Raw genomic sequence first — 14,544 nt, forward strand, 5'->3', positions numbered from 1 at the left:
AGATAGGACGTACTGAGTGTGAAAAACCGGAAATAAGAATCGTGTTCAATCACGCCATTTGCATTTCGGTGACCACTTTCCCCGCCTCCATGCGCACCAACTGGTCGGCGATCTCGAAGTATCGGTCGTCGTGGGAGATCACCACGATGGTCTTGCCCATGCGTTTCAGGTCCGGCAGCAACTCGGTGTAGAAGATGCGGCGGAAAGTCGGGTCCTGATCGGCGGCCCACTCGTCGAACACCAGCACCGGACGCTCTTCCAGCCAGGCGTTGATCAGCGCCAGGCGCTTGCGTTGTCCGGTCGAGAGGTCGGTGGTGGTGAAGGTGCCGTCTCGCACGCTCACCTTGTGGGCGATTTCCAGGCGCTCCAGGTAGGTGTTCGCATCGTCGGGCAGGTGCTGGTCGCCCTGGACGACGTCATCGAAGAGGTAGTAGTCGGCGAATACCGTGGTGAACAACTGGCGATAGTCGTCCCGGGCCTGCGCATCCACTGCGTGGCCGTTGAGCCGGACCTCGCCCTGCTGAGGGGCGTAGAGTCCCAGCAACAGCTTGATCAGCGTGGTCTTGCCACAGCCGTTCTCGCCGACGATGAAGACGATGTCGCCTTGTTCGATCTTCAGGTTGACCGGGCCAAGCTGGAACGGTGCGCTGCCTGCCACCGACGGAAAGGCGTAGCTGACGTCGCGGAGTTCGAGGCTATTGATTGCCTTGTGCGGGCTGCCCTGGTCGCTGAGCAGCAGGTGAGGCTCGGGCGAAGAGAACTGTTCCGACAGTTCGGCGATGCGGCGAAATGCGATCTTTGCACGGCTGATGATCGGCAGGGTCCCGATCAGATGCTCGAGCGGCCCTTTCATGTACAGCAGGACCAGGACGAAGCCGCTCATGACGCTCTTGTCCGCGCTCGGCCAGGCCGATTGCAGCCCCAGCGCCAGGCCGATGACGACGAAGAACAGCATGGAGCCGAAGGACTTGGCAATGACGAAGATGTTGATGGCGCGGATCTGCGTATCGCAGATCCTCTCTGCGGTGTGCCGGATGCCGTTGGTGTACATGCGGTTGCGGCGTGGGCGGTGGATCCGCAGTTCCTTAGCACCTTCGGCAATGGCGCTGTAATTCTTTTGCAGATCGTCTTCCCATTCCCGGGCCTGCACGAAGCCCTTGATTCCGTGGCCCTGTGCCAGGTACTGGATTGCCGTGCCGATGATGATGGCCACCACCAGCATGAGAAACATGGGCCAGGACAGCATGGCGAGGTAGCCCATGCAGCCGAGGGTGACCGTGAGGGATATGGCCAGCGGTGCAAAGGCGAACGCGAAATCGCTGATGGTGTCGACATCGTGGGTCAGGACGGGAATCAGCCGATGGCTGCGGAAGCGTTCGATCTGCTCGATCGGTGCGCAAAGCACCTTTTCTCCCAATTCCTTGCGCAGCGTGGCGATGATGTGCTGCCCGACGTAGTTGGTTCCGATGTCGGAGTAGATCGCGCTGGCCAGCGCGAGCAGGCACAGCGCTGCGAAGGCCATGACCACGCCGCCGCTCAGGCTGGTTTCCGAATGAAGGGCGTTGTTGATGGTCGCCAGCAGCACCGTGACGCTGAGACCGCCCACGATGCCCAGGACGATGGAGCTGATGACTGTCAGTCGGAAGGGTTGGAGCAGCGAGAGCAGCTCTTTTAGTGCTCCGCGTGCGGGCCTGTTCATGGTGTTCCCCGTCTGGTTGCTGGCAGGATGTCCGTCCGTTGTCCCCGGCTGTTTTGGGGTACTCCGGGGCTGTTCACTTGGATGTTTCGAGCTCTCGTGCCACGCGGAAGCCTATCCAGTCCCCGCGCTCCTGCTTGTACAGTGCGTTGCGATTGCCCGAACGGGAGAAAATCGGTGGCTCGCCCCAGTCGTTGCCACGGATCTGAGCAATCTCGCAATTGGCTTCCTCCCACGCGCTGCCATCGCTGGGGGCGCCGACGTAGCTGTCGTGCAGGCAGTCCGCCACCCATTCGTAGACGTTGCCGTGCATGTCGTAGACGCCGAAGGCGTTGGCCGGGAAGCTGCCGGCCGGGGAGGTGTAGTTGAAGCCGTCGGCGGCGCCGTAGGTGTTGGCGTGCTGGGCGATGCTGTAGTCCTTGCCTTCGTCGAAGGGGAAGGGGAACGGGCCTTCGCTGCCGGCGCGGGCGGCATACTCGCGTTCGGCTTCGCTGAGCAGGCGGTAGTGCTTGCCGGTCTTCTTCGACAGCCAGGCGACGTAGGCCCGGGCCTCGTCATGGTCCATGCACACGGCAGGCTGGTCCGGGCCCTGGGGGTAGCTGGGCTTGCCGTTGGTGCAGCGGCGGCCGGGGCGGTCGTCGCCGTCGGGGAGGGTGATGCGGGCTTCCTTCATGTAGGCGTCCCATTCGCGGGCCAGCACCTGGAACTTGCTGATAGCGAAGGGCCTGGCGAAGGTCACGGTGTGCAGCGGGCCCTCGTCGGGCTGGCGCCCCACTTCGTTTTCCGGTGTGCCCATGGTGAAGCTGCCGGCGGGCAGCACCACCATTTCGGGGCAGTTCTTGCAGTCCTTGAACAGGCTGCCGGGTTGCTTGGCGTCGGCGGCCAGGGCCGGTGCGCTGACGAGCAGGGCGACCACCAGGGCCAGGGGTTGGGTTGCAGGCATGGCGATTCTCTCGAAGGGAATGGGTCAGGCGAGTTGGGGGGCGAGGAGGGCCATCACCCGGTCGATCTGCGCTTCGTCGTTGAGCAGGCTGGGGGCCAGGCGCACCACGGGGCCGACGTCGCGGTCCACGGCGTCGCTGATCACCTTGCGCTCCAGCAGGTAGCGGGCGACGACGCCGCAGTCGCGGCCCTCGACGCGGAAGAAGGTGAAGCCCGAGGACAGCTCGCGGCTGCGCGGCGTGACCAGCTGCACCTTGGGGTGCTCGGCCAGGCGCGCCTTGAGGTAGTCGTTGAGCTGGTGGATGCGCGCCTGGACGTCGGCCTTGCCCAGTTGCAGGTGCAGCTCGAAGGCTGCACCCACCGCCAGGCGGTGGTCGAAGGCGTGGTAGCCACCGGGGGTCATCAGGGTGCCGAAGGTCTCGCCCTTGGTGAAGGTCGGCGTGCTGGGCACCAGGTGGGCCTGGGGCTGCGGGTCGCGGGCGATGATCACGCCGGTGCCGCGGGGGCCGAACAGCCATTTGTGGGTGCCGGCGATGAAGTAGTCGCAGTTGAAATCGGCGAAGTTCAGGTCCTCGACGCCGAAGCCGTGCACGCCGTCCACCACGTAGAGGAGGCGGTCCGCTTCGTCGCGGCCCTGGTTGAGTTCCCGTACCAGTTGGCCGACTTCGCGCGCCGGCAGCTTCACGCCGCTGCCGGACTGCACCCAGGTCATGCCCAGTACGCGGGTCTCGGGGCGGATGGCCTGGCGGATGTTGTGGAGCATCTCGTCCACGGTGGCCAGGTGTGGGGCCTTGAACAGGGTGACGCGCCGCACCGGCGTGCCCATGAGGCGCTCGCGGTACTCCAGGCGGGTGTTGGTGGAGTAGTGCTCGTGGGCACTGACGAGGATCTCCTTGCCGGGCGCCATCTGCAGGCCGCCGTAGATCATCGCCAGGCCGTCGGTGGTACTGCCGGTGAGGGCCACCTGCGCGGGCTGCACGCCGAAGTAGCGGCCGGCCCAGGCGCGGACCTCGTCTTCATAGCCCCATAGCTCCTCGCGGTCCCAGTCCAGCACCTCGCCGGGGTTGGCATCCAGCCGGGCGCGGAAGTGGGCGATGGCTTCGCGTACCACACGCGGATGGGAGGCCAGGAGGAAGGTGCAGAAGTGCAGGTAGTCCGGATCGAGGTCGAACTGCTCGCGCAGGGCCAGCCACTTGTCCGTGGCGGGGCGGTTCGGCGTTGGGGTGGCCTGGGTGTTGCCGGCGAGGGCGGAGCCCAGGGGCAGGGCGGCGGCCAGCAGGCCGGCCTGCTTGAGGAAGGTGCGGCGGTCGCTCATGGGCGCACCTCCCCGGCGCTGGCCGGCGCGGCCAGGCGCTGCACCTCGCCCCATACCCGCAGGAAGTTGCCGCCCCAGAGCTTGGCGATGTCGGCGTCGGAGTAGCCGCGCTGGATCAGCTCGGCCGTCACGTTGCGCGACTCACCGACGTTCATCCAGCCCTCGACGCCGCCGCCGTCGTTGAAGTCGCTGGCGATCCCCACGTGGTCGATGCCGACCTTGCGCACGGTGTAGTCGATGGCGTCCACCAGCTCCTTGACGCTGGCGCGGGGCTCTTCTTCGAGGATGGCGTAGAGCGCGCTGGCGTATTCGCCGAAGCGCTGTTCCGGCCAGATGGCGATGATCGGGTCACCCGGCATCAGCGCGTTGGCCAGGCCGTTGAGCGGCTGCAGGTCGAAGCGCGCGCGCAGGGCGTTGAGCTTGTCCAGGGTCGGCTGCGAGAGGGGCTTGAGGTAGGCGGGGAAGCCCACCACCTGGATCACCCCGCCGCTTGCCTTGATCCGCTGCATCTCCGCGTCGCTGAGGTTGCGCGGAATGTCCACCAGCGCGCGGGGCGCCGAATGCGAGGCGACGATGGGGGCGCGGCTGAGACGGGCGACGTCTTCCAGGGCCAGGGTGGACATCTGCGACACGTCGATCACTACGCCCAGGTCGTTGAGTCGCTTCACCGCCTGCTCGCCGAGGGGCGAGAGCCCGCCGAGGGCATCGGCGGTGTCGTTGAAGAAGGGCAGCGGGCGGGAGGAGTCGGCCCAGGCGTTGTTGCCGACGTAGCTGAAGCCGAACAGGCGCATGCCGCGTGCGTGCCAGGCGTCCAGCGCGTTCAGGTCCTCGCCCAGGGGGTAGGCGTTGAGCATGCTGATGACGATGGCGAACTTGCCTTCGCCATGCAGGCGGCGGAAGTCCTCGGGGCTGTAGGCGATGCTGACCTGGTTGGGGAAGTCGCGCACCAGGCCGCTGATGATCTTGTAGCGCAGCTCCTGCTGGTGGCGGGCCTCGTCGACGAAGGCGGCTGTGGGGCGATGGGGGGCGTTGGGACCGTTCCAGATCTCCGGCCAGCCGAAGATGGTCAGCGCAGCACCGGAGAGACGCCCGCGCCCGGCCTTGACCAGGTCGAACTGGCCTTCGCCGTCCTTGTCCGCCTCGTTGCCCTCGGTGCCGAAATCGGTGGGCACGGTGATGTGGCTGTCGAAGGAGAGGATGCGCTCCTGCAGTTCCTCCGCGTGCTGCATCACGTCCCGGGGGTAGGGCGCGGCCTGCCGCAGGAAGAAGTGCCAGGTCGCTGCCGCGACCAGCGCCAGGAGGATCGCCAGGGCGATCAGGTAGAGGGCCTTGCGGGTCGTGTTCATTGCCATCCCGTTCGTTGCCAGGGGTTGATGCCGAGCGCACCCGGGGTGGGTGCCCGTGTCGGAAGAACGAGGGCAGGGTGGGGAAATTTAGAATCGGGCGCTGTTGATCCGTTGCGGGAAACGACCCGTGTCCGAAGCGCACTCCAGGGTTTTCCCGTGGCCGGGAAAGTGAGGCGGCGAAACCTGCCCCTTACGTATCAGCAAAGCAGCCATAAATTTACCCCCCGTTAGCTCGTTCTAGCGGGATAGGCGTGGCTGACACGGATGCGATGTAGCGATGAGGTTTTCCAGACGTGGGTTCATGGGAGCGCTGGCGGTGGCCGGCGCAGCGGTACCGGCGGTGTGGTACGCGCGGCGTGAGCCGGATTACGACGAAACCCTCGAACCGGACCAGGTGGAAACCCCGGGAGAGGCCACGGTGGATGCCGCCGATTGGGGCGGGGTGCGCCTGGCCACCCAGTTGCATGGCATCTGGGACCTGCGTTTCGACGGCCTCGACGGTGGCCTGGACGGGCTGCCCCGCGAGGGCGTGCAGATGCTGCTGGACATCGGCCCCACCGGCCGGGCTCTGCGCGGTTGCATCGACCAGGGCGCCACGCTGCGGGGCACGGGTGAACCCCGCTACCGGGTGCTCGGCGAGGTGGTGGAGCAGGACGGCAAGCGCATCCGCTGGCGCTTGGTCCCGGCCGGCGAGTCAGCCCCCAGCCATGAACTGGAGGCCGTGCTGGACGAGGTCTGGGGCAACTGGGCCCAGGCCGGTGACGCCAGCCTGAGCGGGCGCATCCGCCGCATCGACCGACCCCTGGTGCTGCCCGAGCCGGACAGCCGCTTCGTTGCCCGCAAGCGCGCCTTCCCCGAGGCACGGCAGGTGACGCCCCTGGAGCCGGCGCTGCTGCAGTGGCTGGTGTCCCCCGAGCACCGCCTGTTCCACCAGCTCTGGCACGCCACCCGCGACAAGTGGCACCGCCTCGACGACCGTCGCCGCGATGCCCTGCGCGGTGCCGGCTGGCAACCCGGCCCACGGGATGCCGAGCGCGGCGCACGGGGCCGGCGCAAGCACCTCAACGGCTCCGGCGAGGACTTCCTCTTCATGCACCGGCACATGCTGGCCAAGGCGCGCCGCCTGCAGCCGGGCCTGCCCAACTGGAGCCGGCTGCCCTTGCCGTGCCCGTACCTGGAGCACGACCGCATCGGCTTCATCCGCTACCAGGAGAACCACGACGGCAACGCCGTGCCGCCGGCCTGGTTCGCCTGGGACGACGACGAGCTGGGCCAGTGGCTGCACGACATCAAGTCCGCCCAGGCCTTCTACAGCAACTTCCAGGTCTGGGAGTCGCAGTACCAGGACCCGGACTACCTCGCGCGCCTGACCCTCGCCCAACTGGGCTCGGAGATGGAGCTGAACATCCACGACTGGCTGCACATGCGCTGGGCCACCGTCACCCGTGACCCGTCCAACGGCATGCCGCTGCCCGGCGACCGCGACCAGGTGGACTACGGCGCCCGCTGGTTCCGCGCCGACAACGACTACCTCGGCGACCCGTTCTCGTCCCACGTCAACCCGGTGTTCTGGCGCTTCCACGGCTGGATCGACGACCGCATCGAGGACTGGTACCGCGCCCACGAGCGCGCCCACCCCGGCGAGGTGGTGGTGCGCGAGGTCCAGGGTGTGCGCTGGTTCGCGCCGGGCCGCTGGGTGGAGGTGGGCGACCCCTGGCTGGGCGCGCTGACCCATGGCTGCGGCGGGCTGGACGATGCCGGCGGCGGCGCCGGTGAACTGGAGGTGGAGGCCATGAAGCTGGCCCTGCGCATCACCTTCGGCGAGGACGACCTGGTCAGCCGACTGCTGCCACGAACGCCCCGGCTTCCCTGGTATGCGCGCCACCTCAAGCGTCGCGAGGAGGGCCGCTAGCCCCGGAGAGGGCGAACACTGGATTCGTTCGATTATCGAACGAATAGTCGATTATCGGATTGTTACACCCGGAGGCGGGGGGTACCTTGCTCCCCAGCCGACCCCGGCCCGGGCCCGCCGCCCGTGGCTTCACCGGGTGTCGCCACGGGCGCGCCGCCAGGCCGCCCTGGACAACAACACGAGATCGACCATGGCTGAAATCATTTCCCTCCGCGAGGCCGTCGAGCGTTTCATCAACGACGGCGACAAGGTAGCCCTCGAAGGCTTCACCCACCTGATTCCCACCGCCGCCTCCCACGAGATCATCCGCCAGGGCAAGAAAGACCTGCACCTGGTGCGCATGACCCCGGACCTGGTCTACGACCTGCTGATCGGTGCCGGCTGCGCCCGCAAGCTGACCTTCTCCTGGGGCGGCAACCCCGGCGTGGGCTCCCTGCACCGCCTGCGTGACGCGGTGGAGAAGCAGTGGCCCAACGCCCTGGAACTCGACGAGCACAGCCACGCCGACATGGCCAACGCCTACGTGGCCGGCGCTTCCGGTTTGCCGTTCGCCGTGCTGCGCGCCTATGCCGGCTCCGACCTGCCGAAGGTCAACCCGAACATCCGCTTCATCGACTGCCCGTTCACCGGCGAGACGCTCGCCGCCGTGCCGTCGGTGCGCCCGGACGTCACCGTGATCCATGCGCAGAAGGCCGACCGCAAGGGCAACGTGCTGCTCTGGGGCATCCTCGGCGTGCAGAAGGAAGCGGCCTTGGCGGCCAAGCGCTGCATCGTCACCGTGGAAGAGATCGTCGACGACCTCGACGCGCCGATGAACGCCTGCGTGCTGCCCACCTGGGCACTGACCGCGGTGTGCCACGTCCCCGGCGGCGCCAGCCCGTCCTACGCCCATGGCTACTACGAGCGCGACAACCGCTTCTACCAGGCCTGGGACCCCATCGCCCGCGACCGCGACACCTTCACCGCCTGGATCGACGAATACATCCGTGGCACCAAGGATTTCGCCCAGTTCCAGCAGAAGCTTGCGGAGGCCAAGTGATGAGCGCCCAGTACAGCACCAACGAAATGATGACCGTGGCGGCTGCCCGTCGCCTGAAGAACGGCGCCGTCTGCTTCGTCGGCATCGGCCTGCCGTCCAAGGCCGCCAACCTGGCGCGCCTGACCTCGTCCCCGGACGTGGTCCTGATCTACGAATCCGGCCCCATCGGCGCCAAGCCGAGCGTGCTGCCGCTGTCCATCGGTGACGGCGAGCTGGCCGAGACCGCTGACACCGTGGTCCCCACCGGCGAGATCTTCCGCTACTGGCTGCAGGGCGGGCGCATCGACGTCGGCTTCCTCGGCGCTGCCCAGGTGGACCGCTTCGGCAACATCAACACCACCGTGATCGGCGACTACCACACCCCCAAGGTGCGCCTGCCGGGTGCCGGCGGCGCGCCGGAGATCGCCGGTTCCGCCAAGGAGGTGCTGATCATCCTCAAGCAGTCCCATCGCACCTTCGTCGACAAGCTGGCCTTCATCACCTCCGTGGGCCACGGCGAAGGCGGTGACCATCGCCAGCAGCTCGGCCTGCCCGGCAAGGGGCCGGTGGCCATCATCACCGACCTCTGCATCATGGAGCCGGAAGCCGGCACCCACGAATTCATCGTCACCTCGCTGCACCCGGGCGTGACCCGCGAGCAGGTGGTGGCCAACACCGGTTGGGCCATCCGCTTCGCCGACCAGGTGGCCGAGACCGCCGCCCCCAACGAGGTGGAGCTGAGCGCCCTGCGTGCTCTGGAAGCCCGCACCGCGGCCGCCCACGGCCAGCAAGGGGGTGAGGAATGAGCCGTGACGTCTTCATCTGCGATGCCGTACGCACGCCCATCGGCCGCTTCGGCGGCGCCCTTGCCCCCGTGCGCGCCGACGACCTGGCGGCCATCCCGCTCAAGGCCCTGATCGAGCGCAACCCCCAGGTGCGCTGGAGCGACGTCGACGAAGTCTTCCTCGGCTGCGCCAACCAGGCCGGCGAGGACAACCGCAACGTCGCACGCATGGCACTGCTGCTGGCCGGCCTGCCGGAAAGCATTCCCGGTGTCACCCTCAACCGCCTCTGTGCCTCGGGCATGGACGCGGTGGGCACCGCCTTCCGCGCCATCGCCTCGGGTGAAATGGAGCTGGCCCTGGCGGGTGGCGTCGAATCCATGTCCCGCGCGCCCTACGTGATGGGCAAGGCCGACAGCGCCTTCGGCCGCACCCAGAAGATCGAGGACACCACCATCGGCTGGCGCTTCATCAACCCGCTGATGAAGGCCCAGTACGGCGTCGACGCCATGCCGCAGACCGCCGACAACGTCGCCGACGACTACCAGGTCTCCCGCGCCGACCAGGACCTGTTCGCCCTGCGCAGCCAGCAGCGCGCCGGCCGCGCCCAGGCCGAAGGCTTCTTCGCCGAGGAGATCGTCCCGGTGGTGATCAAGGGCAGGAAGGGCGACACCGTGGTCGATGCCGACGAGCACCTGCGCCCGGACACCACCCTGGAAGCCCTCGCCAAGCTGAAACCGGTCAACGGCGAAGGCAAGACCGTCACCGCCGGCAACGCCTCGGGCGTCAACGACGGCGCCGTGGCGCTGATCCTGGCCTCCGCCGAGGCGGTGAAGAAGCACGGCCTCACCCCGCGCGCCAAGGTGCTCGGCATGGCCAGTGCCGGCGTCGCGCCACGGGTCATGGGCATCGGCCCGGTGCCGGCGGTGAGCAAGTTGCTGGAGCGCCTCAACCTGGGCATCGACCAGTTCGACGTCATCGAACTCAACGAAGCCTTCGCCGCCCAGGGGCTGGCCGTGATGCGCGAGCTGGGCCTCCCCGACGACAGCGAGAAGGTCAACCCCAACGGCGGCGCCATCGCCCTCGGCCACCCCCTGGGTGCCAGCGGCGCGCGCCTGGTACAGACCGCCTTGCACCAGCTGGAGAAGTCCGGCGGCAAGCGTGGCCTGGCCACCATGTGCGTAGGGGTAGGGCAGGGCCTGGCCCTGGCCATCGAGCGCGTCCAGCAGTCGAAGTGACGCAGGGTGGGCTTCAGCCCACCACGACTGCGACCCAGCACGGTCGAGTGGGCTGAGGCCCAACTGAAGCCCACTCGACAGACTGGATTCACTCCCATCGCCCTGCCAACCTAGGCCCACCCCAACCGCTGCAACGAGGTCGCCTTGAGCAACCAACTCTTCGACGCTTACTTCACCGCCCCGGCCATGCGCGCGATCTTCTGCGACCAGGGCCGGGTGCAGGGCATGCTCGACTTCGAGGCCGCCCTGGCCCGTGCCGAGGCCCGCGTGGGGCTGATCCCCCGAGAGGCCGTCGCGCCCATCGAAGCCGCCTGCCGCGCCGATTTCTACGACTTCTCCGCCCTGGCCCAGGCCATCGCCACTGCCGGCAACTCCGCCATCCCCCTGGTCAAGGCCCTGGGTAAGCGCATCGCGGCGGCCAGCCCGGAGGCCGAGCGCTACGTGCACCTGGGCGCCACCAGCCAGGACGCCATGGACAGCGGCCTGGTGTTGCAACTGCGTGCTGCCATCGGCCTGATCGAAGCCGACCTCGCGGCCCTGGGCGACGCCCTTGCCGAGCAGGCCGAGCGCCACGCCGACACCCCGCTGGCCGGCCGCACCTGGCTGCAGCAGGCCACCCCGGTGACCCTCGGCATGAAGCTCGCCAGCCTGCTGGGTGCCGTCACCCGCCATCGCCAGCGCCTGGCGGAACTCAAGCCGCGCCTGCTGTGCCTGCAGTTCGGTGGCGCCTCCGGCAGCCTCGCCGCCCTCGGCGAACAGGCCTGGCCGGTGGCCGAAGCGCTGGCCGTCGAGCTGTCGCTGAACCTGCCGGACCAGCCCTGGCACACCCAGCGTGACCGCCTGGTGGAGTTCGCCAGCCTGCTGGGCCTGGTCGCCGGCACCCTGGGCAAGCTGGGTCGCGATCTCAGCCTGCTGATGCAGACCGAGGCCGGGGAAGTCTTCGAGCCTGCCGCACCCGGCAAGGGCGGCTCGTCCACCATGCCCCACAAGCGCAATCCGGTGAGCGCCGCCGTGCTCATCGGCGCCGCCACCCGTGCACCGGGCCTGGTGGCCACCCTGTTCGCCGCCATGCCCCAGGAGCACGAGCGCAGCCTCGGCCTCTGGCACGCCGAATGGGAAAGCCTGCCGGAGCTCTGCTGCCTGGTGTCCGGTGCCCTGCAGCACGCGCTGCTGGTGGTGCCCGGCCTGGAGGTGGACGCCGCGCGCATGCGCCGCAACCTCGACCTGACCCAGGGCCTGGTACTGGCCGAGGCGGTGAGCATCGCCCTGGCCCAGCGCATCGGCCGCGATGCCGCCCACCATCGGGTGGAGCAGTGCTGCCGCCAGGCGGTGAAGGAGGGCGCCCACCTGCGCGCCGTGCTCGGTGCCTGCTCCGAGGTCACCGCCGAGCTGTCCGCCGCCGAGCTGGACCGCCTGCTCGACCCCGCCCATTACCTGGGGCAGGCCCGCCGCTGGGTGGACCGTGCCCTCGCTGAACACACCACTTTCCCGCGCTAGGAGTTTTCCATGCCTGCCGTACGTCTCGCCGATGGCGACCTGAACTACCTCCTCGAAGGCCCGGCCAGAGCGCCGGTGCTGGTGCTGTCCAACTCCCTGGGCACCGACCTACACATGTGGGACGCCCAGGTCCCGGTCTTTACCCGGCACTTCCGGGTGCTGCGCTACGACACCCGAGGCCATGGCCAGTCCCTGGTCAGCGAAGGCCCCTATCGCATCGAACAGCTCGGCCGCGACGTGCTGGCCCTGCTGGATGCCCTGGACATTCCCAAGGCGCATTTCTGCGGCCTGTCCATGGGCGGGCTGATCGGCCAGTGGCTGGCCATCAACGCCCCCGAGCGCATCCAGCGCCTGGTGCTGTGCAACACCGCCGCCAAGATCGGTACCCCCGAGGTGTGGAACCCGCGCATCGACGCCGTGCTGGCGGGCGGGGCCCAGGCCATGGCCAACCTGCGCGACGCCTCCATTTCCCGCTGGTTCACCCCGGACTTCGCCGAGGCGCAGCCGGAGAAGGTCGAGGCCATCGTCAGCATGCTGGCGCGCACCTCGCCCCAGGGCTACGCCGCCAACTGCGCCGCTGTGCGCGACGCGGACTTCCGCGAGCAGCTCGCTGTCATTCAGGCCCCGACCCTGGTGGTCTGCGGCAGCGGCGACCCGGTCACCACCCCCGAGCACGGCTGCTTCATGCAGGCGCGCATCGCCGGCGCCGAACTCGTCGAGTTCCCGGCCGCCCACTTGTCCAACGTGCAGGCCGGTGAGGCCTTCAGCCAGCGCGTACTGACCTTCCTCAGCGCCTGATTGCGCGCCGGATCACCCCGGGCTGAAGCCCGGGCTACCGCTTTCCCGACGCGGATGCCGCGTCGCCGTTCCACGACCCTGTTCGAGGCCCTCATCGATGGACGAAAAAGAACGCTACGAAGCCGGCATGCAGGTCCGCCGCGCCGTACTGGGCGACGCCCACGTCGACCGCAGCCTGCAGAACCTCACGCCCTTCAACGAAGAGTTCCAGGAAATGATCACCCGCCACGCCTGGGGCGACATCTGGACCCGCCCGGGCCTGCCGCGCCACACCCGTAGCCTGGTGACCATCGCCATGCTCATCGGCATGAACCGCGAGGGCGAACTGAAGCTGCACCTGCGCGCCGCGAAGAACAACGGCGTCACCCGCGAAGAGATCAAGGAAGTGATCATGCAGAGCGCCATCTACTGCGGCATCCCCGCCGCCAACGCCACCTTCCACCTGGCTGAAGCCGTGTGGGATGAACTGGGGGTCGAGTCGCTGCACCCCTGATCGCCGAGCGACTCCCGGCCCAGGCTCCAGAGCCTGCGGCCGGGCAGGCTCGGGCTCACACCGCTGTCATGTCCTGCCCGCCAGCCCCCGCCCCGAGCGGTCTCCCAGCCACCCTCCCGCAATACTCTCTCGCCGCAGCGCCCTGTCATGTCAGGCAGGTTGCACGCACCCCCGAACATTCCCGTCCTTGAGCGCCTCGTGCTCCCGAGGTTTTTTCCTTTGCCTGTCACCCGTGGCTGCGACTGTCAGTGCCATGGCCGAGCCGCACCGGGCTTCTGGAATGCGCCCGACCGGCCATGACCCGCTCGACAGCGAACCATCCACGTCCAGACACGATGAAAGGAGCTTCCTCATGTTCAAGCGCAACGTTCTCGCTGTTTCCCTGGCCGTCGCCGGCCTGTGTTCCGCCCAGGCCATGGCGGCCGTCGTCGGTGGCGGTGCCACCCTGCCGCAGAACCTGTACAACACCGCCACCGTGCTGCCGTCCGGCTTCAACGCCTACATCGGCGTGGGCAGCGGCGCCGGCAAGGCTGCCGTGCTGAACAACGACGCCACCAAGCTCAACCTGCCCAGCGGCACCACCGTCGACTACGCCGGCAGTGACTCCGTACTGAGCGCCGCCGAACTGTCGGCCTACAAGAGTGCCCACCAGTCCCCGACCGTGCCCGTCACCGATGCCAACAACTGGGGCCCGCTGGTGCAGATCCCCTCGGCGGCCACCTCGGTCACCATTCCCTACAAGAAAGCCGGTGTCACCTCGCTGAACCTGACCAGCGCCCAGTTGTGCGGCATCTTCTCCGGCAGCATCACTGACTGGAACCAGATCAGCAGCGCCTCCGGCCCGATCACCGTGGTCTACCGTGGTACCAGCAGCGGCACCTCCGAGATCTTCACCCGCCACCTGAACAGCCAGTGTTCAGGCCAGTTCGGCGTCAGCAGCACCTTTACCAGCGCCGCTCTTGGCGGTGTGCCGGCCGGTGCCGTGGCCGTGAGTGGCAGCGCCCAGATGGCCAGCACCGTGGCCGCCACCGATGGCGCCATCGGCTACGTCGGCCCGGAGGACGTGGACGCCACCAACCCCGCCGTGGTCGCCAAGGTCAACGGCAACCTGCCCACCGTGGGCAATGTCACCATTGCCCTGAGCAACTTCGCGCCGCCCTCCACCCCAGCTGACCGTGCCGATCCCGCCAATTGGGTCCCGGTTCTGGCCAACCCCGCCACCGGCTACAGCATCGTCGGCTACACCAACCTGGTGTTCAGCCAGTGCTACAAGGACAGCACCGACGCCACCGCCATCCGCACCTTCCTCAACCGCCACTACGGCCTGAACGCCAGCAGCAACAACGATGACGAGATCGTCGCCAACAAGCTGATCCCGCTCACCACCGCCTGGAAGAACGCCATCCGTACCACCTTCGCTACCACGAGCAGCTCTCTGGCCATCGGCAACACCAGCGCCTGCAACGGCATCGGCCGTCCGCTCTAAGCCCCTCGCGGGTTCGCCCCA

General features: G+C 68.1%; 12 protein-coding genes. 8 read left to right on the forward strand and 4 right to left on the reverse strand.

What is annotated here, in order from left to right:
• Positions 1-49 precede the first annotated feature (49 nt).
• From RTK35_RS10305 to pvdM, 4 genes are all read right to left on the reverse strand, one after another.
• Entirely contained in the window at positions 50-1,699 is a 1,650-nt protein-coding gene (locus RTK35_RS10305; RefSeq protein ID WP_316907926.1) for a cyclic peptide export ABC transporter, read from the reverse strand.
• A 73-nt stretch (positions 1,700-1,772) separates the two neighbouring features.
• Positions 1,773-2,639, reverse strand: a complete 867-nt coding sequence (locus tag RTK35_RS10310; RefSeq protein ID WP_316907927.1) for a formylglycine-generating enzyme family protein — start codon at positions 2,637-2,639, stop codon at positions 1,773-1,775.
• A 24-nt stretch (positions 2,640-2,663) separates the two neighbouring features.
• Positions 2,664-3,953 carry a pyoverdine-tailoring periplasmic protein PvdN gene (gene pvdN / locus RTK35_RS10315; protein ID WP_316907928.1) on the reverse strand — a complete coding sequence of 430 codons (1,290 nt, stop codon included), beginning with the start codon at positions 3,951-3,953 and terminating at the stop codon, positions 2,664-2,666.
• On the reverse strand, positions 3,950-5,305 hold the full coding sequence (gene pvdM, locus RTK35_RS10320) for a pyoverdine-tailoring dipeptidase-like protein PvdM (RefSeq protein WP_279860872.1): 1,356 nt from the start codon (positions 5,303-5,305) through the stop codon (positions 3,950-3,952). The genes pvdN and pvdM overlap by 4 nt, the downstream gene beginning before the upstream one ends.
• Before the next feature lie 271 nt (positions 5,306-5,576).
• Here pvdM and RTK35_RS10325 point away from each other — a divergent pair, with 271 nt between their 5' ends.
• The 8 genes from RTK35_RS10325 (at position 5,577) to RTK35_RS10360 (ending at position 14,523) form a co-directional block, all read left to right on the forward strand.
• Entirely contained in the window at positions 5,577-7,211 is a 1,635-nt protein-coding gene (locus RTK35_RS10325; protein WP_316907929.1) for a twin-arginine translocation signal domain-containing protein, read from the forward strand.
• Between the two features lie 190 nt (positions 7,212-7,401).
• Complete coding sequence (locus RTK35_RS10330) at positions 7,402-8,250, forward strand: CoA transferase subunit A (protein ID WP_044399355.1); 849 nt, start codon at positions 7,402-7,404, stop codon at positions 8,248-8,250.
• Positions 8,250-9,035, forward strand: a complete 786-nt coding sequence (locus RTK35_RS10335) for a CoA-transferase subunit beta (protein ID WP_044399351.1) — start codon at positions 8,250-8,252, stop codon at positions 9,033-9,035. Before RTK35_RS10330 ends, RTK35_RS10335 begins: the two co-directional genes overlap by 1 nt.
• Positions 9,032-10,249: a 3-oxoadipyl-CoA thiolase gene (gene pcaF / locus RTK35_RS10340; RefSeq protein ID WP_316907930.1), complete on the forward strand. Its 1,218-nt coding sequence runs from the start codon at positions 9,032-9,034 to the stop codon at positions 10,247-10,249. The genes RTK35_RS10335 and pcaF overlap by 4 nt, the downstream gene beginning before the upstream one ends.
• 144 nt (positions 10,250-10,393) lie before the next feature.
• The gene (locus RTK35_RS10345; protein ID WP_316907931.1) at positions 10,394-11,746 is read left to right on the forward strand and encodes a 3-carboxy-cis,cis-muconate cycloisomerase; all 1,353 of its coding nucleotides are present in this window, start codon (positions 10,394-10,396) and stop codon (positions 11,744-11,746) included.
• A 9-nt stretch (positions 11,747-11,755) separates the two neighbouring features.
• Positions 11,756-12,544: a 3-oxoadipate enol-lactonase gene (gene pcaD, locus RTK35_RS10350; RefSeq protein WP_316907932.1), complete on the forward strand. Its 789-nt coding sequence runs from the start codon at positions 11,756-11,758 to the stop codon at positions 12,542-12,544.
• A 97-nt stretch (positions 12,545-12,641) separates the two neighbouring features.
• Positions 12,642-13,037, forward strand: coding sequence for a 4-carboxymuconolactone decarboxylase (pcaC, locus tag RTK35_RS10355; protein WP_316907933.1), 396 nt, complete (start codon positions 12,642-12,644; stop codon positions 13,035-13,037).
• 352 nt (positions 13,038-13,389) lie between these two features.
• A complete protein-coding gene (locus RTK35_RS10360; protein WP_316907934.1) occupies positions 13,390-14,523 on the forward strand; it encodes a substrate-binding domain-containing protein in 1,134 nt (377 codons plus the stop codon).
• Positions 14,524-14,544 lie beyond the last annotated feature (21 nt).

Source organism: Pseudomonas sp. zfem003 (assembly GCF_032621675.1).
GTDB classification, from domain to species: domain Bacteria; phylum Pseudomonadota; class Gammaproteobacteria; order Pseudomonadales; family Pseudomonadaceae; genus Metapseudomonas; species Metapseudomonas otitidis.